Here is a 22,403-nt window from a genome sequence, read left to right as displayed (position 1 = left end):
GGTCGTGCCGATGATCGCCGAAATCTAGGCAGGGTTAAGGACAAAGGACTTGCGTTGATTGGCTACAAACCCCGCCGCACACGCGATTGCGGGGCGTGCCGGCGCAATGACGGCGGGGAGGAAGTCCTCAATAATGCCCGAACGCCACCGGGCGGAACGCCTGCAGCAATTGCTGGTCGAGCTTGCCGCCCATCTCCTCCATCATGGAGAACGCCTTGGCGTGGGTGAATTGCAGCCGGTAGGCCCGCTTCTCGACCAGGGCGGCATAGACGTCGACGATCGTGGTGACGCGGACGATGTCGCTGATCTGGTTGCCGCTGAGACCGTTTGGATAGCCGGTGCCGTCGAGGAATTCGTGATGGTGCAGGATCACGTCGAGCATTTCCGGCGGGAAGCCGCCCTGCGCCGACAACGCCTCGTAGCCGCGGCGCGGATGCTCGCGCATCTCGGCCATTTCCTCGACCGTCAGTGCGCCGGGCTTGTCGAGCAGGGCGACCGGAACGAAGGCCTTGCCGACATCGTGCAACAGCGCCGCGCGCGCGAGCCGACGCTGGTCGTCGTCGCGCATGCCGAGATGCTGCGAAAACGCGACCGCAAAGCCGGTCACGAACAGGCAGTGGCGATAGGTCTCCTGGTGATGACAGCCGACCGTGGTCAGCCATTCGCGCAGCGAGTTGTGCTTGATCGCCTTGAGGATCTTGTTTTCGGCGGCAACGATGTCCTCGAACTTGAGCGGCTCGCCGGCGCGCATCCGCTCGAACATCTTCACCATCACGGCATGCGCGGCCTCGACGCCGCGGTTCAGCGCCTTGCCACGGTCGGTCTCGTCATAGCCGCTGTCGTCGGGAAATGCAGCGCGGATGCGCTGCAGGAGGCCGCGCGCATCGAATGGCCGCGAGATCGTGTCGGTGGCGCCGAGCGCCCAGGCCTGCATCGAGGCGTGGTGCAGCGCATCCGCCAGCACGAACAGCCGCGGCATCTCGCGATAGGCGTCGCCCTGCAGCTTGGTGCGCACCAACTGCACGGCTTCCGGCGAGCGCAGGTTGATGTCGACGACGATGCCGGAGAGATCGTGGGCCGGCCGCTCGGGAATATCCGACGTCAGAACGGTGTCGACCTCGCCCACCGCGCGCAGGATGCTGGCGAGTTCGTTGCTTTGATCGCTTCGATCTGACGCCAGCAAGAGGCGGCGCTTCGAAGTCTGGTTATTGGCTAAGGCAGTCATGACATCCCCGTCGCGGTAACGACCGACGCCGGACGCTAGCTGACGATGCGTTCCCTCCGGCTTAATGGGGATGCTGAACGGCGGTTAAGCGCAATGGCTACAATTTGAGCGACCGCAACATCTGCCAGCAAAATCAGGCTGGCTGGACCGACGCGCCGAGGCGGCTCGCACAGCCAATTATCGGTTTTTGGGTGGCCCAAGACGACGTTGATACCCGCGTCGGCGCGCTCAGTCGCAGGGTCTGAGATAGCCGGCAGTGATCGCCATCTCCACAAGTTCCTTGATGCCATCGCGGAGACCGCTGATGCCGACGTCGCGCTCGCTGCGCTCGTGCCAGACGACGCCCGCGTCGAAGCCGGGCAGATCGAACGGAAGCTTGAACTTTGCAACGTCGGCGCGACGCTCCACCAGCCCATCGGGAACGATCCCGAGCAGATCGCTGTTGGCGACGAGGCCGGCCACCAGCATGTGGCTCGGCACCACCAGGCCGATGTCGCGCGTGACCCCCTGACGGCGCAAGGCGAGATCGATCCGGTTCGGAAACAGTCCGTCGGAGGACACCACAACGTGGCGTTGCGCCATGAAGCGTTCGCGCGACGGCCGCTTGAGGATCGAATGACCGGGTCTGGCGATGCCGACGAAGTCCGAGCGGCTGAGTTTCAGCGCGTGCAGCTTGGCGGGCAGCGGCTCGAGCGGTGCCACCATGAGATCACAGGTGCCTTCGACCACCATGCGCACCGCAGCGTCCGGGCCCGGCCACGGCTTGGCGTGGACCGACAGATACGGCGCCCTCGCCTGAACCCATCGCCACAGATCCGGCAGCAATCCTGCCAGCGCATAATCGCCCGATGTCAACGTGACGGTCTGGCGAACCTCGGACAGCGGCTGCGGGGTCAGCCCGACCACGGCTTCGACCCCGGCCAGCACGTCGTTCAATGGACCGGCCAGGCGCTCGGCCTTTGGCGACGGCATGAAGCGATTGCCATGCCGGATCAGGATCGGATCGTCGAACAACACGCGCAATCGCTCGAGCGCATTGCTGAGCGCCGGCTGCGAGAGGCCGACACGTTTGGCCGCCTTGCTGACGTGGCGTTCCGCGAGCAACGCCTGCAACACCACCAGCAGATTGAGGTCGATTGAACGCAAATTCATCTGATCAATACCCGGATATACAAAGTATCCATTAGATGGATGTGCTGCGTTGCGCTAGGAGTTTCACAACTCACTTGCCCCTCGCCGCCGACCTGCCGGGGCGCGATCGATCCGAACACCGGCCACGATGTGGCTGCGGCGCTGCGGATTGGCCGCGCCATCGCAGGCGCGCGTCCCTCATGGACCTTTGTGATGCATGCCCCCAAGCGCGCCGGCCTGGCACGCAACCTTGCCACCCTCCTGACCGGACTCTGCGTGGCCTCCTGTGCGCACGACCCATCCGATCGCGTCACGGGAGAGTGTTCGGTGACGTTGATCGGCAAGTGCTCGTCTAAGCAGGTCACCAGCGACCTGTCGGAGAGCGACAAGGCGGCGTTGGTATCGCTGCAAAACCGCAAGGTCGGCATCACCATCAACGATGCTTTGAAGGCCGCGGAAGCCTCGCTGAAGGCAAACCAGTTCGAGCAGGTGTCAATCGACAGCTCCGGCGCACTGGTGCAGGGCGAGAAGAATCACAAGATCGCCGACCGTGGCCACCAGATGCTGCAAGCGGTGATCAACGCCAAATTGCCGATGCTGAAGGGCAAGCCCGACCACGAGACGACGCGCGCGCTGGTGACCGTGCATGCGGTGTCGGGCGTCACTGCCGTACACGCCGAATTCATCACGACGATCTGGGACAGCAAGGGCGACTCGAAGACCCGCGTGGTGACCGATCCGCAGGTCTATAACTCGTTCTTCGCGAAGTTCGCCGACAATTCACCCCGGTGATCACGAATGAAAAACGCCGGAGAGCGGTGCTCTCCGGCGTTTTCATCGGTTCGATCGTTCAGGACGTTACGCCTTCATCGCCGCCTTGACGGCCTCCGCCGTGATCGGCAGGCCGCGGACGCGGGCGCCGACCGCGTTGAAGACGGCGTTGCCGATCGCCGGCGCCACCACCGTCACCGCGGGCTCGCCGACGCCGGTGGCCTTCTCGCCGTTGGCGATGACGCTGACCGCGACTTCCGGCAGCTGGCTCATCCGAAGCGGCGTGTAGCTGTCGAAGTTGGTCTGCTCGATGCCGCCGTCCTTCAACGTCGCCTTCTCGAACAGTGCCAGTGACATGCCCCACAGCGCCGCGCCCTCGACCTGGGCCCGGATGCCATCGGGATTCACTTGCGTACCGACATCGGTCGCAACCGTCAGCTTCTTCACCGTCACCTCGCCCGACGGAGCGACCGCGACATGGGCGACGCAGGCGGTCCAGCTTGCGGTGGCGCGCTCCTGCGACGACACGCAGGCCACGCCCATACCTTCGCCCTTTGGCAGCTTCTTGGTGCCGTAACCGGCGAGACCCATCGCCGCGAGCAAGGTATTGCGGAGACGCTGCGCGCCGCCGTCGTTCTTGCCCTTGCCGTCGAGCAGCTCGACACGAAGCAGGGCCGGGTCCTTGCCGGTCGCATGCGCGATCTCATCGACCATGCTTTCGACCGCCCAGAACGTCCAGCCCGGCGCCACCGAGCGGAGCTGACCCGACGGGGTGGCGTTGTGCGCCATCTCGTTCTTGATCGCCCGCACATAGTGGTTGGGTACGGTGTAGAAGAAGTCCGCTCCGTTGACGGTGAACGCGTCGAGCGGTCCCTTCTTGTCGACCGAAGGCGACAGGAAGTCGGGGATTCCCCAACGCTGGGTCGGCCAGGCGGAGACGACGTCGTGGCTCAATGCGACGAGCTTGCCGTCGCCGTCCACGCCGGCCTTCACCTTCTGGAAGGTCAAGGGACGCGAGAAATCCATCGTCATGTCGTTCTCGCGCGAGTAGATGACCTTGACCGGCTTGCCGACGGCCTTCGCCGCCTGCACCGCGGGCACCATCATGTCGGCGTCGAGACGCCGGCCGAAGCCGCCACCCAGCCACGTCTGGTGCATCACCACGAACTTGGGATCGATCCCGGCCGCGCCGGCCGCGATCGCACCGGAGCGCGTCGCGAACTGGTTGCCGGAATAGATGTGCAGGATGTCGCCCTTGAACTCCGCGGTGGCGTTCATCGGCTCCATCGGCGCGTGGATGTTGATGTTGGTGGTGTATTCCGCCTCCAGCACCTTGGCCGCCGTGCCGAAGGCCGCATCCGGATCGCCGTCCTTGACGAAGAATTGGCCGGAGTCGCTCAGCCCCTGCAGCCGCTTGGCTTCGGCGAGCAGCGCTTCGCTCGACGCCTTGGCGTTCGGCCCGCCATCATAGCTGATCTTGAGCGCCTCGGCCGCCTTCTTCGCCTGGGCATAGGTGTTGGCGACGGCGACGACCCAGCCGGTCGTGGTCATGGTCTTGTCGTCCAGGGTGACGGCCTTGATGAAGCCCGGCAGCTTCTTGGCCGCTGAGTCGTCCACCGACTTCACGGCCGCGCCGTAGCGCACCGGCGGGGTGACCAGCGCGCCGTAGACCATGCCCGGCAGCATCGTGTCGATGCCGTACTTGGCCGTGCCGTTGACCTTCAGGGGAATGTCGAGCTGCGGCACCGAGACGCCGATCATGGTGTACTGGTCCGGCGTCTTCAGCTTGATCGCCTTCAGATCGTCCGCCGTGAACGTCTTGGTCGCCTTGCCGCTCTTCACCACGTCGGCAAACGACATCGACTTCTTCGACTTCGGATGGCTGATCGTCGACGCGCGCACCACCAGTTCGCTGGCCGGCACGCCCATCGAGGCCGCCGCCGCTTCGGTCAATGCGATGCGGCCGGCAGCGCCGGCGCGGCTCATGGCGTCGAAGTTCATCATCGTCGACCAGCTGCCGCCGGTGATCTGCGCGCCCAGCACGGGATCGTTGAACTTCGGATCGTTGGAGGCGAGCTGGACCCGCATGTCCTTCCAGTTCGCGCCGAGCTCTTCGGCCACGATCTGCGCCATGGTCGAGGCGACGTGCTGGCCCATATCCGCCTTGCCGCAAGTCACGGTGACGAGACCATCGGGCGCGATCGAGTACCAGACGCTCGGTTCGAAATTGGCGGGTGCGGGCGCCGCGAGCGCCTGATCGATGCCGGAGCCGGCATAGCCGAGCACGAGGCCGGTTGCAGCGGTGCCGACCAGGAAGGAACGGCGGCTGAGGTCGGTCGTCTCGGGAGCGAGGTTTTTCACGTGCTTGTTCATGTGGCCCTCCGCTCGGATCCGGAGGCCGATGCGGTGCGCATGTCGGACGCAGCGCGCATGATGGCCTTCTGGATACGTGAATAGGTCATGCAACGGCAGAGATTGCCGTCCATATGCGCGACCACTTCTTCCTTGGTCGGGTTGGTGTTCTTCGACAGCAGCGCCGCCGCCTGCATGATCTGGCCGGACTGGCAGTAGCCGCATTGCGGCACCTGCTCGGCGACCCAGGCCTTCTGCAAGGGATGTTCGCCCTTCGCGGAGAGCCCTTCGATGGTGGTGATCTTCTTGCCGACGGCGTCGGCGACCGAGGTCTGGCATGACCGCACCGCTTCACCGTTGAGATGAACCGTACAGGCGCCACAGAGACCGGCGCCGCAACCGAATTTGGTGCCCGTCATCTGCAATTGCTCGCGGATGACCCAAAGCAGCGGCGTGTCATTGGCCGCCTCGACGGACATGTTCCGTCCGTTGATATTGAGATTTGGCATCTCTCTCCCCTTCCGGTGTAGGAAGCCGCTTACGGCGGCAACTCACTGTTGGGTCATGGCTGGCGCCCACCGGGTAAGCGACAGTTGCCGAAACAATGATCCGGTTCCCGGCTGGAGGCAATCCAATTTGGAATTGCTCGAAAAGAATAAATCTCGGAAACTGCCGGTTGTGCGATGCGGCAACGGCATGAAGCTTTTGAAATGCCAGTATTGATGCCGTATCGATCACTCCTACCAAGGTCGGTAGCACTGCCGGACCCGACATCGACAACAGAAGGAGCCCGTCAATGGCCAAGCTCAACCGTAGCGGCGTCGATATCTATTACGAGATTCACGGCAGCGGTCCGCCTTTGATCCTCACCCATGGCTACTCATCGACGTCGGCGATGTGGCAGGGCCAGATCGAGGCGCTGTCGAAGCGGCACAAGCTGATCCTGTGGGACATGCGCGGGCACGGCCAATCCGACTACCCCGACGATCCGGATGCCTACAGCGAAGCCCTGACGGTCGGCGACATCGCCGCCCTGCTCGATGCCGCCGGCGCCGACACGGCTGTTGTCGGCGGCCTTTCGCTCGGCGGCTACATGTCGCTCGCCTTTCATCGCGCTCACCCTGCGCGGGTGCGTGCGCTGCTGATCATCGACACCGGCCCGGGATTCAAGAAGGACGACGCCCGCGAGGCCTGGAACAAGCGCGCCCGCGACACCGGCGATCGCTTCGATCGCGAAGGGCTCGAGGTGCTGAAGTCGCTCAGCGCCGAGCGCGCGTCGGTCACGCATCGCAACGCCCGCGGCCTCGCGCTTGCCGCGCGCGGCATGCTGGCGCAGCGCGACGCGCGGGTGATCGAGTCATTGCCCGCGATCAAGGTGCCATCGCTGGTTGTGGTCGGCGCCGACGACACCCCGTTCCTGGCGGCCTCCGACTATATGGCGGCAAAGATCCCGGGCGCGCAGAAGGCGGTGATCCCGAACGCCGGCCATGCGGTCAACATCGACCAGCCGAAAGCCTTCATCGACGCCGTGCTGCCGTTCCTCGACGGTCTCGCGGCAAACGCGCCTGGAAAGGCCGCCTCATGAAGACGATTGTCGTCGCTCTGCTGCTGACGCTGGCCGCAACGGACGCGAACGCCCGGAAGCCACGGCTGTTCGCCGACCCGGCCACACCAACCTTCACCGCGACGCTGTCGAACCACACGCCGCTGGCGTTCGGCATGGGTGTCGCCGACGCGCAGCGCGCGCTCGGCACGCCCCTCACCTATGTCAGCGGGCGGCCCGGCAACGAGATCTTCCTGACCTTCCGCGATATCGGCGGCAGCGGGCTGTTCCAGCATCATGACCGTCTCTATCTGCAATTCCGCAAGGGCCGGCTCGCCGGCTGGAAGGGCGACTGGGGCGAGAACTGGATGTGGCGCTAGCCCTCGTCAACGATCTTCATGCAACCCCCAAACGCGACACGACAAGGATGGACCATGGGACAAGACATCAAACTGAAGGCTTCGGACGGCTTTGAACTCGGCGCCTATCGCGCTGAGCCCACCAGTGCACCGAAGGGCGCTGTCGTCGTGATCCAGGAGATCTTCGGCGTCAACCACCACATCCGCTCGGTCTGCGACCGGCTGGCGAGGGAAGGCTATGTCGCGATTGCGCCCTCGATCTTCGACCGCATCACGCCGAACTTCCAGAGCGGCTACTCGCCCGATGAGGTCGCCGAGGCGCGCAAGTTCGTCGCCAATCCGGACTTTGCCGCGATGCTGCGCGACAGCCAGGCGGCGATCGACGCGGTGAAACCGGTCGGGCCGGTCGGCATCATCGGCTTCTGCCTCGGCGGCAGCATCGCCTATGCGGCCGCCACCAAGCTGTCTGGGCTCTCGGCTGCGATCGGCTATTACGGCGGCGCCATCATCCGCTTCGCCGACGACAAGCCGGCGGTGCCGACACAGCTGCATTTCGGCGAGAAGGATGCCGGCATTCCCTTGAGCGATGTCGAGACCATCAAGTCGAAGCGGCCCGAAGTCGAGGTCTTCATCTATCCCGGCGCGCAGCACGGCTTCCATTGCGACGAGCGCGCCAGCTACGACAGGGCGAGCGCCGACATCGCCTGGCCGCGCAGCATGGAATTCTTCGCGAAGCATTTGCAGAAATAGCGCGGCTCTCTCCATCCCGTCATTCCTGGTGCGCAATTGCGCACCTGGGGATGCGCCGCAAGGCGCAGGCCCGGAATCCATTCCACCGCAAGACGCGCGGACAAATGGATTCCGGGCTCGCGCTCCGCGCGCCCCGGAATGACGAAAGAAGAGAGATTGCCTAAACTAGAACCAACGCTCGCCGACGAACACCGTATCGCCGGGGCTCATCGGCGTGCCCAGCGGCACCACGAAGCGGCCGGAGCCGGACGCATCGGTGTGGGTCAGCGTGACGCTGTCGCGCCTGGCCCGTGGCGAGAAGCCGCCGGCGATCGCGACCGCGCTCTCGACGGTCATGTTCGGAACGTAGGGATATTGGCCGGGGGCTTGGACCTCGCCGAGGATGAAGAACGGCCGGTAGGATTCGATTTCGACCGCCACCGACGGCTCGCGGATGAAACCGTTGCGCAGCCGTGCCGAGATTTCTCCGGCGAGCCCGGCCGGCGTGCGGCCGCGCGCCGGCACCGAGCCGATCAGCGGCATGGTGATCGCACCGGCTGCATCGATCGCATAGGAGTTGGTCAGGCCTTCCTGGCCGTAGACCACGACGCGGAGCTTGTCGCCCGGGCCGAGATGATAGGAGTTGTCGTAACCGGCGGGCCCACCCGGTGCGGCGGCATAGACCACCGGGGCGGCATAGCCATAACCAGGGGAAGCGCCGGCAAAGGCGGAACGCAGTGCGCTGATGGCACCACCGCCGCCTCCGTCGGCGACCGGAGCAGATGCGTAGGCCGGGCCGTAGGTGACGGTATCGACACCTTGCGGGCCGACCGCAACGGGACCGGACGTGCTCATGCAGCCAGACAGCGCGAGCGCAGCCACAACGGCAGTGATCGGCAATCGTAACGCGCGTGCAACTGGCACCGGACCTATCCCTCAACGGCGAGACAAGCCCAGTCTTGCACCACTTATGGTTAATAAAGGGTTTGCGCGACCCGGCGGGAGAGCCGGAAATCCCGCCTCCCCGTCGATTTAGCGCAAGGCAACTGAACGCAAGGCAACCGAGCGCAAGGCCACGCGATCAGGCGGCCGTGGCGCCGACGCCGATCGGGCACGACACGCCGGTGCCGCCAAGCCCGCAATAGCCCGCCGGATTCTTGGCGAGGTATTGCTGATGGTAGTCCTCGGCAAAATAGAACTCGCCCGATGGTGCGATCTCCGTGGTGATTGCACCGAGCCCTTTGGCGGCAAGCGCCTTCTGATACGTCGCCTGCGACGCATCGGCGGCTTTGCGCTGCGCGTCGCTGAACGTGTAGATCGCGGAGCGATACTGCGTGCCGATGTCGTTGCCCTGGCGCATGCCCTGCGTCGGGTTGTGGTTCTCCCAGAACGTCTTCAGCAGCTTCTCGTAGGCGACCTTCTTCGGATCGAACACGACCAGCACGACTTCGGTGTGGCCGGTGCGTCCCGAGCAGACTTCCTCATAGGTCGGGTTCGGCGTGTGGCCGCCGGCATAGCCAACCGCGGTGGTGTAGATCCCGTCGCCGAGTTCCCAGAACTTGCGTTCCGCGCCCCAGAAGCAGCCGAGCCCGAACACCGCCTGCTCGAGGCCCGGCGGATAAGGCGGCGTCAGTTTGCTGCCATTGACGAAATGGGTGGTCGCAGTCGGGATCGGCGTTGCGCGGCCGGGCAGCGCCTCGGCGGCGCTTGGCAACGCGGTGGTCTTGCGCATGAACAACATGGATACCTCCAGGCGGGACATCGGCCGACGCGGGCTGCGGCCTGCGGGCCGGCTGTCACCTATATATGTCGTTACGCGAATGATGGCAGCCCCGTTACTGATGGCTGCGGCGAAGAGATGCTACACCCCGGGGCGCCGCCAGCTCAGTCGCGCGCGTAACCGATCAGCGGCTTGCGTGGCCGGAACAGGATCATCAGCAGGATGCCGGCAATGCCGAGCACCGCGAACACCGGCTGCTCCAGCAGCAGGCGGATCACGCCGTTCCAGAGCCAGGGCGCAAAGCGATCTACCCAGGCATGGAACGCCTGCTGGCTCGACTGGTGGATATCGTTCCAGAACTGGCCGAATTGGGTGAACCGCAGGCTCTGGTCGGCGACGTAGCGGGCCCCGTCATAGACCATGAAGATGAAGCTGCCAGCGAGCAGCAAAAGGCCGATCAGACGGAAAAAGCCGCGGATCATGCGTCACCCAAACTCCCTGTCGCGCCCCACGCGTCGTCAGGCCTTACCGGGCGCTCCCCGGAAATTCAACCTCTTCAGCGGCTTATCCGGCCCTCCCGAGGCCGATTTCAGGCCCTTTTTCGGTCCCTAAAGCGTTGACGGTGCTGCCTGCGCCATCTATAAGACCGGCCGATGGCGGCGGGCGCAATCCTGCCGCCGCTGTTCTTTGGACAGTGCCGCATGCGGGGGCAGCAGTTTTGCGCTCTTCGCATGGCCGCCTCAAGGACACCCAAGTCGATACCTTGGACAAATACATCAGAGTCGAGATTTGAACCGGCCGGTGCGCGCAAGCCCGACCACTGAGCGATCACCGCCGAAGGACAGTTAGAGAACCATGGCCAACACCACCTCCGCCAAGAAGGCGACCCGCAAGATTGCCCGCCGCACCATCGTCAACAAGTCGCGCCGCACGCAGATGCGTGGCGCGGTGCGCACCGTCGAGGAAGCGATCAAGAGCGGCGACCGCGAGGCGGCACTCAAGGCGATGCGCAAGGCCGAGCCCGAACTGATGAAGGCAGCGCAGCGCAACATCATTCACAAGAACCTCGCCAGCCGGAAGGTGTCGCGCCTCACGCAGAGCATCGCCAAGCTCGCCAAGTAGAGTTCGCGAAGCTCGCCGCGCGAGCTGACTGAAAAACACATTTGTCACGAAGCCCGGCTCGCGCCGGGCTTTTTGTTTTTGTCGCGCCTCCTTTCGTGGAAGTTTTTATAGCCCGATAAAAGTTCGCATTGCCGCAACCGCATGTCATGCTTCGTCGCGTCCGTAGTTCTACCGGCAGATATGCTTAACGCGTCGCGCTCGCGCAGAGATTGTTCTGCGCTAAGCCAGATAGATGGAATAGCGCGCGGATATCTCGCGTCGAAAAAACGAGGCGGGGTTACCCTGCAAAAGCAATCGTGAAAAATCACGCTTCGCGAATTACTTATGCACATAGTGCCGGACAGCGATTGGAAAAATGACCGGCGCGAGACCAAATGTAAATTTTCTATGAAAAATTTTTGGTATTGCACCATCGTTTGTGACACGCGTGATTCTACGCGGTGATTCAAAAACTTGCTTTCACACCTCCGCATCGGCAACGCCGCAACAGTTGCGAAGAGTCGCGATCCCCGTCGAATCCACGGATTGTCAGGAAATGCGCTTGGTGTATTTATTTCTTGTTCGCGACGCCCACGGCTCTCCAGATCAGCGCGGTTTGAGACCCAAGGGCGGACGCACAAATCGGCGGCGGTGTGTGCGTTAGCGACGCTTTCCAAGCGAAGCTGGATTGACGGCTCATAGCGATATGAGGATGGTCGACCTGTGTCAAAATTTCTCCGGCGATGTCCCCGGCAATTTGGGGGATCGAACAAGAGAGACCAGGGCGCCCGTCGGAATCCGGCAGCGGGAACGCGGCGCAAGCGAACGGGTTGACGACGACACGCGGCGGCGAAGCGCCGGGCATTTCGGTGTTCGGTAGCGGCAGTTCGAATTTGAAGACACCAGCAAGCTGACAGCTTGCCGCGATACGTCGCGGCGGGAGGGGGAGGACTTATGCCTTACGGTATCATCACTGCAGTCGAACTAACGACAGCCGAAGTGCAGATCTCCAGTGGTGCCGTAATCAACTCCTCGGACGTTGGCTCTTACCCGCAGAGACCGTCGAGTACGCGCTGACCTCGCGGGGCGCCTCTTCTCCAAACAGCTGATCTGTCGCGTGGCGCATGGCCGCCACACGGGAGAGCTTTGTCCGGAGCAGACCGCGCCCGCTAGAGGTCGCGTCGTGTCAGGGAACCTGCACGGCGCTTTCGCCATCATCATCTCTCAGATTTGGAAAAGTACGAAGGCAATGACGAACACGGAACAGGATCGCTGGTCGCGGGTGAAGGGACGTTTGCGGACGAGCGTTGGCGAGGACGTTTACACGAGCTGGTTTGCACGGATGGATCTGGAGAGCGTGCACGACGAGAGCGTGCACCTGTCGGTTCCGACCCGGTTCCTCAAGAGCTGGATCCAGGCGCATTACGCCGACCGTGTGCTCACCTGCTGGCAGGCCGAGATGCCCGAAGTGCACCGCATCGACCTCACCGTGCGCTCAGCGATCCGTGCGATGGCGCCGGCAAAGGAAGCGGTTGCGCCGGTCGAGATGCGTCGTGTCGAGCGCACCGATGGCCGCCCCGCGCCCGAACTGCGCTCGGTTGCGACCGCGCCGGTGTCGGCCAGCCATGACGCGCTGGGCGGCTCGCCGCTCGATCCGCGCCTGACCTTTGCAAGCTTCGTCGTCGGCCGTTCCAACACGCTGGCCCATGCGGCTGCGCGCCAGGTCGCAGAGGGACGCCGCGGCGACCCCGTGATGTTCAACCCGCTCTACATCCATGCCGGCGTCGGCCTCGGCAAGACGCACCTGCTGCAGGCGGTGACCTGGGCCGGCAATTCCGGCGGCGAGCGCAAGGTGCTTTATCTGACCGCCGAGAAGTTCATGTATGGCTTCGTCGCGGCGCTGAAGACGCAGACGGCGCTGGCGTTCAAGGAAGCGCTGCGCGGCATCGACGTGCTCGTGATCGACGACCTGCAGTTCCTGCAGGGCAAGTCGACGCAGGCCGAGTTCTGCCACACGCTGAATGCGCTGATCGATGCCGGCCGCCAGGTCGTGATCGCGGCCGACCGTCCGCCGTCGGACCTCGAAAGCCTTGACGATCGCGTGCGCTCCCGGCTCGCCGGCGGTTTGGTTGTCGAGATGGGTTCGCTCGGCGAGGAACTGCGGCTCGGCATCCTCAAGTCGCGCGTCGCCGCGGCCCGCGCCCACCACGCAAGCTTCGACGTGCCGGAGGAGGTGCTCGACTATCTGGCGCGCACCATCACCCATAACGGCCGCGACCTCGAAGGCGCGATCAACCGCCTCCTGGCGCATTCCAAGCTCAACAACCAGCCGGTGACGCTGGAGATGGCCGAGCGCGAGGTGCGCGACCTGGTCCGCCCGCAGGAGCCGAAGCGGATCAAGATCGAGGACATCCAGCGCGTGGTCGCCCGGCAGTACAATGTCAGCCGCTCCGACCTCTTGTCGTCGCGCCGCACCGCCAATGTGGTGCGCCCGCGCCAGGTTGCGATGTATCTGGCGAAGACCCTGACCCTGCGCTCGCTGCCGGAGATCGGCCGCAGGTTCGGCGGCCGCGACCACACCACGGTGCTGCACGCAGTGCGCAAGATTGAGGCACTGGTCGCCAAGGACACGGCGCTGTCGGAGGAAGTCGAGTCGCTGAAGCGTCAGCTCCAGGAATAAGGCGCCGCGTCGTTCTAGCGCGTTCCATGGCCCTCCCCTTTACCATAGGGGAGGGCTAAACTTTTTTCCGGCCCAAAACGTGGGGAACGGGGCCCGTTTCCTGCCCGTCTCCCTTGCACCGGCCGGCCATCCGCGCCACCTTGCGGTCCCCCCGTGGGTTTGATCAAATCCGGTATTGATCCGACTTTTCGGGTTTCCGACGCCGCGGTGCTGCCCTGAACGGCCGCCCGGCTTTTCCATCTGAGGGATCTGGCGGGTATTGCAATGAAGGTCACCGTCGAGCGCGCGCAACTCCTGAAATCGCTGGGTCACGTTCATCGCGTGGTCGAGCGCCGCAACACCATCCCGATCCTCGGCAACGTGTTGATCCGCGCCGAGGGCGCCAAATTGTCGCTGAAGGCGACCGACCTCGACCTCGAGGTGACCGAGACCCTGGCGGCCGAAACCGGAACCGCCGGCTCGACCACCGTACCCGCGCACATGTTCTACGACATCGTCCGCAAGCTGCCCGACGGCTCGCAGATCGTGCTGGAGGCTGACGGCGACCGCTCGGTGCTCGCGGTGCGCGCCGGCCGCTCGCGCTTCACGCTGCAGACCCTGCCGGAGAGCGATTTCCCCGGCCTTGCCGCCGGCGACATGACGCATTCGTTCTCGCTGCCGGCGTCCGACTTCAAGCGCCTGATCGACCGCACCCAGTTCGCGATCTCGACCGAAGAGACCCGTTACTACCTGAACGGCATCTATCTGCACGCCGCGGGCAGCGCCAAGGCCGCAACCCTGCGCGGCGTCGCGACCGATGGCCACCGCCTGGCCCAGATCGACCTTCCGCTACCCAGCGGCGCAGCCGGCATGCCCGGCGTGATCGTGCCGCGCAAGACGGTCGGTGAGGTGCAGCGGCTGATCGAGGGCGACGACGCCGAGATCTCGATCGAGCTGTCGGACGGCAAGATCCGCTTCACCCTCGGCAATGTGGTGCTGACCTCGAAGCTGATCGACGGCACCTTCCCGGACTACGGCCGCGTCATTCCGCAGAACAACGACAAGGAACTGGTGGTCGACAAGAAGGATTTCGAGGCCGCCGTCGACCGCGTCTCGACCATTTCCAGCGAACGCGGCCGCGCGGTGAAGCTCGCGCTGTCCGCGGGCAAGCTGGTGCTCTCGGTTACCAATCCGGATTCCGGCAGCGCCACCGAGGAGCTTGAGGTCGAGTACGCCTCCGATGCGCTCGATATCGGCTTCAACTCGCGCTATCTGCTCGACATCGCCGCCCAGATCGAGGGCGAGGTCGCGGTGCTGAAGCTCGCCGACCCTGGCTCGCCGACCCTGGTGCAGGACAAGGACAGCAAGGGCGCGCTCTACGTGCTGATGCCGATGCGGGTGTAAGCACTTCTCTTCGCGCGCATCGGCACTAGATTGCGTCGTGGCTGGGCACGACTGCCCGGCAATGACGAGCTGAGATGACCCCGTCCCGCATTCATCGCCTGTCGCTGACGCATTTCCGGAACTACCGGACGGCGACGCTGCAAGTCGCAGGCGACATGGTGGTGCTGGTCGGACCGAACGGCGCCGGCAAGACCAATTGCATGGAGGCGGTCTCGTTCCTGTCGCCGGGCCGCGGCCTGCGCCGCGCGACGCTGGAGGACATCGCCGACAATCAGGGCGACGGCTCCTGGGCGGTCTCCGCGGAGGTCGAGGGCGCGCTTGGGCTCGCGACGCTCGGCACCGGCATCGATCCACCGACCGGCGAGGCGAGCAACACGCGACGCTGCCGCATCGATCGCGAGCCGGTGGGTTCCGCGACCGCGTTCGGCGACCATCTGCGCATGGTGTGGCTGACGCCGGCGATGGACGGCCTGTTCATGGGCGCGGCGTCCGAGCGGCGACGCTTCTTCGACCGCCTCGTGCTGGCGATCGATTCCGACCATTCCAGCCGTGTCTCGGCGCTGGAGCGCTCGCTGCGCTCGCGGAATCGGCTGCTCGAGGTGCGCAACTATGACGACCATTGGTGCGACGCGATCGAGCGCGAGACCGCGGAGCTCGCGGTCGCGGTCGCCGCATCGCGCGGCCAGACCGCGGCCAGACTCGCGATGATGCTGCGCGAGCGCGGCGCGGCGTCGGCCTTCCCCTCCGCCGAGATCATGCTCGATGGCTGGATGGAGAATGCGCTGCTGCAGGAACCCGCAACGGCCGTGGAAGACCGCTACCGCGAGACCCTGCGCACCAGCCGGCCGCGCGACGCCGCCGCCGGACGCACGCTCGACGGCCCGCATCTGACCGATCTGCAGGTGGTCTACGCGCCGAAGAACATGCCGGCGCGCGACGCCTCGACCGGCGAGCAGAAGGCGCTTCTGATCGGGCTGGTGCTGGCGCATGCCACGATGGTCGCGGAGATGACCGGCATCGTGCCGCTGCTGCTGCTCGACGAGGTGGTCGCCCATCTCGATCCCGGCAGGCGCCGGGCGCTGTTCGACGAGCTCGCCAGGCTCGGCGCGCAAGTCTGGATGACCGGCGCAGATCCCGCAGCCTTCGTCGATATCGGCCCGACGGGGGAGATTTTCGACGTCGAATCCGGCCGCGCCACACGGCGCGGCTGAGGTCGTGGAGCAGGCTCCGAAGAGGCTTCGAATCCGCCTTCGAATCGGGCTTTTCAAGACTGCCGGAATCGGCCCTCGGAGACCTTGAAACAGGCCGAAAAAATCCCATCTATTCAATAGTTTGCAGACGGAGACTTTGCGCTAGGCGCAACACCTCTTTCATGGCACAAATAGCGGAATCAGCGCCTCATCATGCGCAGCTGATTCGGGACATCCTCGAAGGCCTCACATGACTGAACCTGCGCGGCAGACCCCTGCCGAATCCGAGCATCCCATTCCGGCCGAATATGGCGCGGAATCGATCCGGGTGCTGAAGGGCCTCGACGCCGTCCGCAAGCGGCCCGGCATGTATATCGGCGACACCGACGACGGGTCCGGCCTGCACCACATGGTCTATGAGGTCGTCGACAACGCGATCGACGAGGCGCTGGCGGGCCATGCGAGCCGCGTGCTGGTCACCCTCAACGCCGACAATTCCGTCACCGTGTTCGACGACGGCCGCGGCATCCCGGTCGACATCCACAAGGGCGAAGGCGTCTCGGCGGCCGAGGTCATCATGACCCAGCTCCATGCCGGCGGAAAGTTCGACCAGAATTCCTACAAGGTCTCCGGCGGCCTGCACGGCGTCGGCGTCTCCGTCGTCAACGCGCTGTCCAGCAAGCTCGGCTTGCGGATCTGGCGCGACGACAAGGAGCACTACATCGAATTCGCGCACGGCGATGCCGTGGCGCCGCTCAAGGTGGTCGGCGATGCGCCGGGCAAACGCGGCACCGAGGTCACCTTCCTCGCCTCGACCGAGACCTTCAAGAACGTCGAATATGATTTCGCGACGCTCGAGCACCGGCTGCGCGAGCTCGCCTTCCTCAATTCCGGCGTCCACATCGTGCTGTCAGACATGCGCCACGCGGTCGAGAAGCGCGAGGAGATGCACTATTCCGGCGGTGTCGAGGAATTCGTCAAATATCTCGACCGCAACAAGAAGGCGATCGTGCCGGCGCCGATCATGGTGCGATCGGAAGCCAACGGCATCGGCGTCGAGGCCGCGCTGTGGTGGAACGACAGCTACCACGAGAACGTGCTGTGCTTCACCAACAACATCCCGCAGCGCGACGGCGGCACCCATCTGGCCGGCTTCCGCGGCGCGCTGACGCGCCAGGTCAACGGCTACGCCGAGGCCAATGCGAAGAAGGAAAAGATCGCGCTGACCGGTGACGACTGCCGCGAAGGCCTCACCGCGGTGCTGTCGGTGAAGGTGCCCGATCCGAAATTCTCGTCGCAGACCAAGGACAAGCTGGTCTCCTCGGAGGTTCGACCCGTGGTCGAGAACGTCCTCAACGAGGCGCTCGCCGCCTGGTTTGAGGAGAATCCGAAGGAAGCCAAGGAGATCGTCGGCAAGGTGATCCAGGCCGCCGCAGCCCGCGAGGCTGCGCGCAAGGCGCGCGAGCTGACCCGCAAGAACCCGCTCAGCGTCTCCTCGCTGCCCGGCAAGCTCGCCGACTGCCAGGAAAAGGATCCGGCCAAGTCCGAACTGTTCATCGTCGAGGGTGACTCGGCAGGCGGCAGCGCCAAGCAGGGCCGCAACCGCGAATTCCAGGCGGTGCTGCCGCTGCGCGGCAAGATCCTCAATGTCGAGCGCGTGCGCCCCGACAAGATGCTGTCGTCGGAGCAGATCGGCACCCTGATCACCGCGCTCGGCACCGGCATCAGCGACGATTTCTCGGTCGACAAGCTGCGCTACCACAAGATCATCGTGATGACCGACGCCGACGTCGACGGCGCCCATATCCGCACGCTTCTGCTGACCTTCTTCTATCGTCAGATGCGCTCGATCATCGATGGCGGCTATCTCTATATCGCCCAGCCGCCGCTCTATAAGGTCTCGCGCGGCAAGTCCGAGCAGTATCTGAAGGACGAGCGCGCGCTCGAGGACTATCTGATCTCGACCGGGCTCGATGAATGCGTGTTCAAGCCGGCCTCCGGAGACGACCGCTCGGGCCGCGATCTGCTGTCGCTGGTCGAGGACGCCCGGATCATCCGCTCGGTGCTGCGCAACCTGCACAGCCGTTACAATCGCGCGGTGATCGAGCAGGCGGCGATCGCGGGCGTGCTCAGCCCCAGGATCACCAGCGAGATCGCGACCGCCAACGCGGCGGCGGAATACATCGCCAAGCGGCTCGACGCGGTGGCCGACGAGGTCGAGCGCGGCTGGGTCGGCACCTTCACGGAAGGCCACGGCTTCCAGTTCGAGCGCACCGTGCGCGGCGTCAAGGAAGTGGCCGTGATCGACGACGCGTTCCTCGGCTCGGCCGACGCACGCAAGCTCGATGAATACGCGACCAAGCTGCAAGAGATCTACGTGCGCGCGGGCAAGCTGCGGCGCAAGGATGCCGAGCAGATGATCCATGGTCCGGTCGACCTGTTCGAGGCCGTGACCGACGCCGCCCGCAAGGGCATCTCGCTGCAGCGCTACAAAGGTCTCGGCGAGATGAACCCGGAGCAGTTGTGGGAGACCACGCTGGACACCGAGGCCCGCTCGCTGCTGCAGGTGAAGGTCAAGGAGGTCGACGAGGCCGACGATATCTTCACCAAGCTGATGGGCGACGTGGTCGAACCGCGCCGCGACTTCATCCAGGAAAACTCGCTCAGCGCCACCATCGATATCTGAGGGCTCGTTCGCTCTCAGGCCGCCGCGCTCTCCGACACGATGGCTCGGCGGGAATGACGTCTCCGTGACAACGCGATCGGCACCCTCGCACAGCTACCTTTCGGGTGGATGCTGAGCCGGGAATTGTGTTACGGTGCCGAACAGCCTTTGATTCCATTGCGGAATTTCACACGGGCAAGCTTGAATCCAAGTCTGGATGATGCGTTAGGGGACATTCCGCGTGGCGCCGATTCAATACATCGTCGAAGGCGGCCGCCGCCTTTCGGGCACCATCGAGCCATCGGGCAACAAGAACTCCGCGCTGCCGATCATCGCAGCGGCCCTGCTGACGGAGCATCCGGTCACGCTGACCAACGTGCCGCGCATTCGCGACACCGAGACGCTGGTCGAGCTGTGCCGTTCGGTCGGCGCCAGCGCCGAATGGACCGAGCGCAACACGCTGCAGATCCATGCCAAGGAGATCCGCGCCGCCGACCTCGACCCGGCGCTGTGCGCGCGGATCCGCGCCTCGATCCTGCTCGCGGGCCCGCTGCTCGCCCGCTGCGGCGAGGTCGCGCTGCCGCCACCCGGCGGGGACGTGATCGGTCGCCGCCGGCTCGACACGCACTTCCTGGCCTTCGAGCAGCTCGGCGCCACGGTCACCGCGACGCACCGGCTCGAATTCCGCGCCTCGAAGCTGAAGGGCGCCGACGTGTTCCTCGACGAACCCAGCGTCACCGCGACGGAGAATGCGCTGGTCGCCGCCGTCGCCGCCCGCGGCATCACCCATCTGCGCAACGCGGCCTCCGAGCCGCATGTGCAGGACCTCGCGAATTTCCTGATCGCGCTCGGTGCCAAGATTGAAGGCGTCGGCACCAACACCATCATCGTGCACGGCCAGGCGACGCTCGGGAGTACGACTTTCGCAATCCAGCCCGACCATATCGAGGTCGGATCGCTGATCGGGCTCGCCGCGGTGACGCGTTCGCCGCTGCGCATCGCACGCGCCGGCGTCGAGCATCTGCGCTCGATCCGGATGGGCTTTGAGCGGCTCGGCATCGTCTGCGGCGTCGAGGGCGACGATCTCGTCGTGCCGTCGAACCAGACCATGAAGATCCACGACGATTTCGGCGGCCACGTGCCGAAGCTCGAGGACCAGCCCTGGCCGGCCTTCCCCGCCGACCTGATGTCGATCGCGATCGTCACCGCGACGCAGTGCGACGGCGTCATCCTGATGCACGAGAAGATGTTCGAGTCCCGGATGTTCTTCGTCGACAACCTGATCGCGATGGGCGGCCGCATCGTGTTGTGCGACCCGCACCGTGCGATCGTCGCCGGTCCAAGCCGGCTGCGCGGCGCACCGATGAATTCGCCCGACATCCGCGCCGGCATGGCGATGCTGCTGGCCGCGGTGTGCGCCAACGGCACCTCAACCATCAACAACGCCGACCAGATCGAGCGCGGCTATGAGCGGATCGACGAACGGCTCAACGCACTCGGCGCCAAGATCAAGCGGATTCCCGCGCGATCGTGATCCGGGCATGATCCGGAAAAGTGTGAGGCGGTCTTCCGGTCGGATCATGCTCAAACAGCAACCTGGGACGCGACGATCTCTGCGTAAGATCGTCGCGTTTGGGCAGCTTGGCCATCCCTCCGGCCGGTTTGCCGTGCTAGACGTGCGGTCATGACCTGCATCGACAAGATCGACCCGGCCGCGTCGCGCGCGGCCGTCGTCCCCTCTCGCAAGCTGCTCACGGCCGAGCTCGCGGAAACGCTGAAGCTCGCGGTGCCGCTTGCGCTGACGCAGCTCGGCCAGATCGCGATGATGACGACCGACCTCGCCTTCATCGGCCGACTCGGCAGCGAGAGCATCGCCGCAGCGGCGCTGGCGCATACCGTGTATTTCGTCAGCTTCACCATCGGCATGGGCATGATGTCCGCGGTCTCGCCGCTGGCCGCGCAGGCGTTCGGCGCACGCGATCCGCGCGTGATGCGGCGCGCGCTCCGCGTCGGCCTGTGGGCCGGCTTCTTCATGGTGCTGCCGCTGATGGCGCTGCCGTTCCAGGGCGAACGCATCCTGCTCGCGCTCGGCCAGACCCAGGCTACCGCGCATCTGGCCCAGCAATATCTGTTCGGGCTCGGCTGGGGCATTTTGCCGGCGCTGTGGTTCATCGCGATCCGCGGCTTCATGAGCGCGGTGAACCGGCCGGAGCCGGTGCTGTGGATCACGCTGGCGGCGATCCCGGCCAACGCGTTGATGGTCTATCTTCTGCTCTATGGCAAATGGGGCATGCCCGAACTCGGCATGTTCGGCGCCGGGCTGGCGACCACGATCGTCAATCTCGGCACCTTCCTTGCCGGCGTGTGGTTCGCGGCGCGGCGCCGCCCGTTCCGCAAGTATCATGTGTTCAGCCGCGTCTGGCGCATCGACTGGCCCTTGATGGGCAAGCTCGTCGCGATCGGCGCGCCGATTTCGATCGCCTTCCTGCTGGAATACGGCCTGTTCGGCGCGGCCGGCCTCTTGATGGGGCTGATCAGCACCACGGCACTCGCGGCACACCAGATCGCCCTGCAGATCGCGGCGATCCTGTTCATGGTGCCGTTCGGCGTCAGTATGGCGGCCACCGTGCGAGTAGGCCAGGCGGTCGGCCGCCGCGACACCGAGGCGGTGCAGCGCGCCGGCTTTGTCGCGGTCGCGCTCTCCGGCGTCTTCATGAGTGTGATGACGCTGGCGGTGATCCTGGCACGCTTCGAGATCGCGGCGCTGTTCCTCGGCGAGGCCTCCGACGCCACCGCACGGCTCACTGCGATGCTGCTGCTGATCGGCGCGACGTTCTTCATCGCCGACGGCGTCCAGACCACCAGCGCCGGCGCGCTGCGCGGCATGCACGACACCCAGGTGCCGCTGCTGTTCGCCGTCATCAGCTACTGGCTGATCGGCTTCGCGTCGGCATCCGCGCTCGCCTTCTGGGCCGGGCTCCAGGCCCCCGGCGTCTGGATCGGATTGTCGCTCGGCACTGCCGTTTATGCGACCCTGCTGATCTTGCGTTTCCGCCTGCTGGCACGCAGACTGGGCAGATGAAGGTTGACGAGGTCACGCCGAACGTGGATTCCGACGCGCTGCTAACCGGCGCGCAATTCATCGACGCGTTCCGGATCGCGACCACGCAACCGGATCTCGATGCGCGGCACGCCACCGAGACGATGTTGGGCCAGCAGCCGCGCTGGGCCAGATGGTTGATTGCCTTGCGAAACGTTCTGGTCACGCCGCTCGGCCTGAAGACCTCGGGCGCCGGCGACGGCGTGGGGCGCGACATGATCGGGCTATTCCCCGTACTCAGCGAGACGCCCGAGCGGCTGGTCGCCGGCTTCAACGACAAGCATCTCGACTTCCGCCTGGTGGTCGACGTCACCAGCACCGGCGCCGCGCGCAACATCACCGCCACCACGCTGGTGCTGACCCACAACTGGCTCGGTCGCACCTATCTCGCAGTGATCATGCCGTTCCACCGCCTGATCGTGCCGGCGATGCTGCGCAAGGCCGGGGGCTAGCG

19 protein-coding genes are annotated in these 22,403 nt (G+C 65.1%); 12 read left to right on the top strand and 7 right to left on the bottom strand.

The genetic code is table 11. The features are described 5' to 3' along the window. Positions 1-127: 127 nt before the first annotated feature. Both JQ507_34385 and JQ507_34380 read right to left on the bottom strand, forming a co-directional pair. Positions 128-1,225 carry an HD domain-containing protein gene (locus tag JQ507_34385; protein ID QRI69864.1) on the bottom strand — a complete coding sequence of 366 codons (1,098 nt, stop codon included), beginning with the start codon at positions 1,223-1,225 and terminating at the stop codon, positions 128-130. A gap of 228 nt (positions 1,226-1,453) precedes the next feature. Continuing rightward, positions 1,454-2,377: a LysR family transcriptional regulator gene (locus JQ507_34380; protein ID QRI69863.1), complete on the bottom strand. Its 924-nt coding sequence runs from the start codon at positions 2,375-2,377 to the stop codon at positions 1,454-1,456. Positions 2,378-2,683: 306 nt separating this feature from the next. Between JQ507_34380 and JQ507_34375 the strand changes: the two genes are divergently transcribed. Next, positions 2,684-3,148, top strand: a complete 465-nt coding sequence (locus tag JQ507_34375) for a hypothetical protein (protein QRI69862.1) — start codon at positions 2,684-2,686, stop codon at positions 3,146-3,148. A 66-nt stretch (positions 3,149-3,214) separates the two neighbouring features. On the opposite strand, the gene JQ507_34370 is transcribed toward JQ507_34375, so the two are convergent. Together JQ507_34370 and JQ507_34365 are read right to left on the bottom strand one after the other, a co-directional pair. Then, positions 3,215-5,500, bottom strand: a complete 2,286-nt coding sequence (locus JQ507_34370; GenBank protein QRI69861.1) for a xanthine dehydrogenase family protein molybdopterin-binding subunit — start codon at positions 5,498-5,500, stop codon at positions 3,215-3,217. Next, complete coding sequence (locus JQ507_34365; protein QRI69860.1) at positions 5,497-5,988, bottom strand: (2Fe-2S)-binding protein; 492 nt, start codon at positions 5,986-5,988, stop codon at positions 5,497-5,499. Before JQ507_34365 ends, JQ507_34370 begins: the two co-directional genes overlap by 4 nt. Positions 5,989-6,275: 287 nt before the next feature. Here JQ507_34365 and JQ507_34360 point away from each other — a divergent pair, with 287 nt between their 5' ends. From JQ507_34360 to JQ507_34350, 3 genes are read left to right on the top strand one after another with little or no spacing between them, the layout of a single operon-like run. Further along, entirely contained in the window at positions 6,276-7,064 is a 789-nt protein-coding gene (locus JQ507_34360) for an alpha/beta fold hydrolase (GenBank protein QRI69859.1), read from the top strand. Continuing rightward, positions 7,061-7,402, top strand: a complete 342-nt coding sequence (locus JQ507_34355; protein ID QRI69858.1) for a hypothetical protein — start codon at positions 7,061-7,063, stop codon at positions 7,400-7,402. The genes JQ507_34360 and JQ507_34355 overlap by 4 nt, the downstream gene beginning before the upstream one ends. A 54-nt stretch (positions 7,403-7,456) precedes the next feature. Beyond that, positions 7,457-8,131: a dienelactone hydrolase family protein gene (locus JQ507_34350; GenBank protein QRI69857.1), complete on the top strand. Its 675-nt coding sequence runs from the start codon at positions 7,457-7,459 to the stop codon at positions 8,129-8,131. Positions 8,132-8,296: 165 nt separating this feature from the next. Here JQ507_34350 and JQ507_34345 read toward each other — a convergent pair whose 3' ends face one another. From JQ507_34345 to JQ507_34335, 3 genes are all read right to left on the bottom strand, one after another. Further along, positions 8,297-9,034, bottom strand: coding sequence for a polysaccharide export protein (locus tag JQ507_34345; protein QRI69856.1), 738 nt, complete (start codon positions 9,032-9,034; stop codon positions 8,297-8,299). 157 nt (positions 9,035-9,191) lie between these two features. Beyond that, positions 9,192-9,851, bottom strand: a complete 660-nt coding sequence (gene msrA, locus JQ507_34340) for a peptide-methionine (S)-S-oxide reductase MsrA (protein ID QRI69855.1) — start codon at positions 9,849-9,851, stop codon at positions 9,192-9,194. Positions 9,852-9,994: 143 nt separating this feature from the next. Beyond that, complete coding sequence (locus tag JQ507_34335) at positions 9,995-10,312, bottom strand: hypothetical protein (protein QRI69854.1); 318 nt, start codon at positions 10,310-10,312, stop codon at positions 9,995-9,997. Between the two features lie 373 nt (positions 10,313-10,685). Here JQ507_34335 and rpsT point away from each other — a divergent pair, with 373 nt between their 5' ends. From rpsT to JQ507_34295, 8 genes are all read left to right on the top strand, one after another. Continuing rightward, entirely contained in the window at positions 10,686-10,952 is a 267-nt protein-coding gene (rpsT, locus tag JQ507_34330) for a 30S ribosomal protein S20 (protein QRI69853.1), read from the top strand. Positions 10,953-12,180: 1,228 nt separating this feature from the next. Further along, positions 12,181-13,611, top strand: coding sequence for a chromosomal replication initiator protein DnaA (dnaA, locus tag JQ507_34325; protein QRI69852.1), 1,431 nt, complete (start codon positions 12,181-12,183; stop codon positions 13,609-13,611). 264 nt (positions 13,612-13,875) lie between these two features. Beyond that, a complete protein-coding gene (locus JQ507_34320; GenBank protein QRI69851.1) occupies positions 13,876-14,994 on the top strand; it encodes a DNA polymerase III subunit beta in 1,119 nt (372 codons plus the stop codon). Between the two features lie 74 nt (positions 14,995-15,068). Next, a complete protein-coding gene (gene recF, locus JQ507_34315; protein QRI69850.1) occupies positions 15,069-16,205 on the top strand; it encodes a DNA replication/repair protein RecF in 1,137 nt (378 codons plus the stop codon). Positions 16,206-16,434: 229 nt separating this feature from the next. Further along, a complete protein-coding gene (gene gyrB / locus JQ507_34310) occupies positions 16,435-18,870 on the top strand; it encodes a DNA topoisomerase (ATP-hydrolyzing) subunit B (protein QRI69849.1) in 2,436 nt (811 codons plus the stop codon). Between the two features lie 220 nt (positions 18,871-19,090). Next, positions 19,091-20,383 carry a UDP-N-acetylglucosamine 1-carboxyvinyltransferase gene (murA, locus tag JQ507_34305; protein ID QRI69848.1) on the top strand — a complete coding sequence of 431 codons (1,293 nt, stop codon included), beginning with the start codon at positions 19,091-19,093 and terminating at the stop codon, positions 20,381-20,383. Positions 20,384-20,533: 150 nt separating this feature from the next. Continuing rightward, on the top strand, positions 20,534-21,931 hold the full coding sequence (locus JQ507_34300) for an MATE family efflux transporter (GenBank protein ID QRI69847.1): 1,398 nt from the start codon (positions 20,534-20,536) through the stop codon (positions 21,929-21,931). Further along, the gene (locus tag JQ507_34295) at positions 21,928-22,401 is read left to right on the top strand and encodes a DUF2867 domain-containing protein (GenBank protein QRI69846.1); all 474 of its coding nucleotides are present in this window, start codon (positions 21,928-21,930) and stop codon (positions 22,399-22,401) included. The genes JQ507_34300 and JQ507_34295 overlap by 4 nt, the downstream gene beginning before the upstream one ends. Positions 22,402-22,403 lie beyond the last annotated feature (2 nt).

It is taken from the genome of Bradyrhizobium sp. PSBB068 (genome assembly GCA_016839165.1).
Classification (GTDB): Bacteria; Pseudomonadota; Alphaproteobacteria; order Rhizobiales; family Xanthobacteraceae; genus Bradyrhizobium.
This window is presented reverse-complemented; position numbering and strand designations above follow the sequence as displayed.

Coding starts and splice junctions, on each gene's coding strand:
- JQ507_34385 (QRI69864.1), bottom strand. CDS start 1,225: ATGACTGCCTTAGCCAATAACCAGACTTCGAAGCGCCGCCTCTTGCTG.
- JQ507_34380 (QRI69863.1), bottom strand. CDS start 2,377: ATGAATTTGCGTTCAATCGACCTCAATCTGCTGGTGGTGTTGCAGGCG.
- JQ507_34370 (QRI69861.1), bottom strand. CDS start 5,500: ATGAACAAGCACGTGAAAAACCTCGCTCCCGAGACGACCGACCTCAGC.
- JQ507_34365 (QRI69860.1), bottom strand. CDS start 5,988: ATGCCAAATCTCAATATCAACGGACGGAACATGTCCGTCGAGGCGGCC.
- JQ507_34360 (QRI69859.1), top strand. CDS start 6,276: ATGGCCAAGCTCAACCGTAGCGGCGTCGATATCTATTACGAGATTCAC.
- JQ507_34355 (QRI69858.1), top strand. CDS start 7,061: ATGAAGACGATTGTCGTCGCTCTGCTGCTGACGCTGGCCGCAACGGAC.
- JQ507_34350 (QRI69857.1), top strand. CDS start 7,457: ATGGGACAAGACATCAAACTGAAGGCTTCGGACGGCTTTGAACTCGGC.
- msrA (QRI69855.1), bottom strand. CDS start 9,851: ATGTTGTTCATGCGCAAGACCACCGCGTTGCCAAGCGCCGCCGAGGCG.
- JQ507_34335 (QRI69854.1), bottom strand. CDS start 10,312: ATGATCCGCGGCTTTTTCCGTCTGATCGGCCTTTTGCTGCTCGCTGGC.
- rpsT (QRI69853.1), top strand. CDS start 10,686: ATGGCCAACACCACCTCCGCCAAGAAGGCGACCCGCAAGATTGCCCGC.
- dnaA (QRI69852.1), top strand. CDS start 12,181: ATGACGAACACGGAACAGGATCGCTGGTCGCGGGTGAAGGGACGTTTG.
- JQ507_34320 (QRI69851.1), top strand. CDS start 13,876: ATGAAGGTCACCGTCGAGCGCGCGCAACTCCTGAAATCGCTGGGTCAC.
- recF (QRI69850.1), top strand. CDS start 15,069: ATGACCCCGTCCCGCATTCATCGCCTGTCGCTGACGCATTTCCGGAAC.
- gyrB (QRI69849.1), top strand. CDS start 16,435: ATGACTGAACCTGCGCGGCAGACCCCTGCCGAATCCGAGCATCCCATT.
- JQ507_34300 (QRI69847.1), top strand. CDS start 20,534: ATGACCTGCATCGACAAGATCGACCCGGCCGCGTCGCGCGCGGCCGTC.
- JQ507_34295 (QRI69846.1), top strand. CDS start 21,928: ATGAAGGTTGACGAGGTCACGCCGAACGTGGATTCCGACGCGCTGCTA.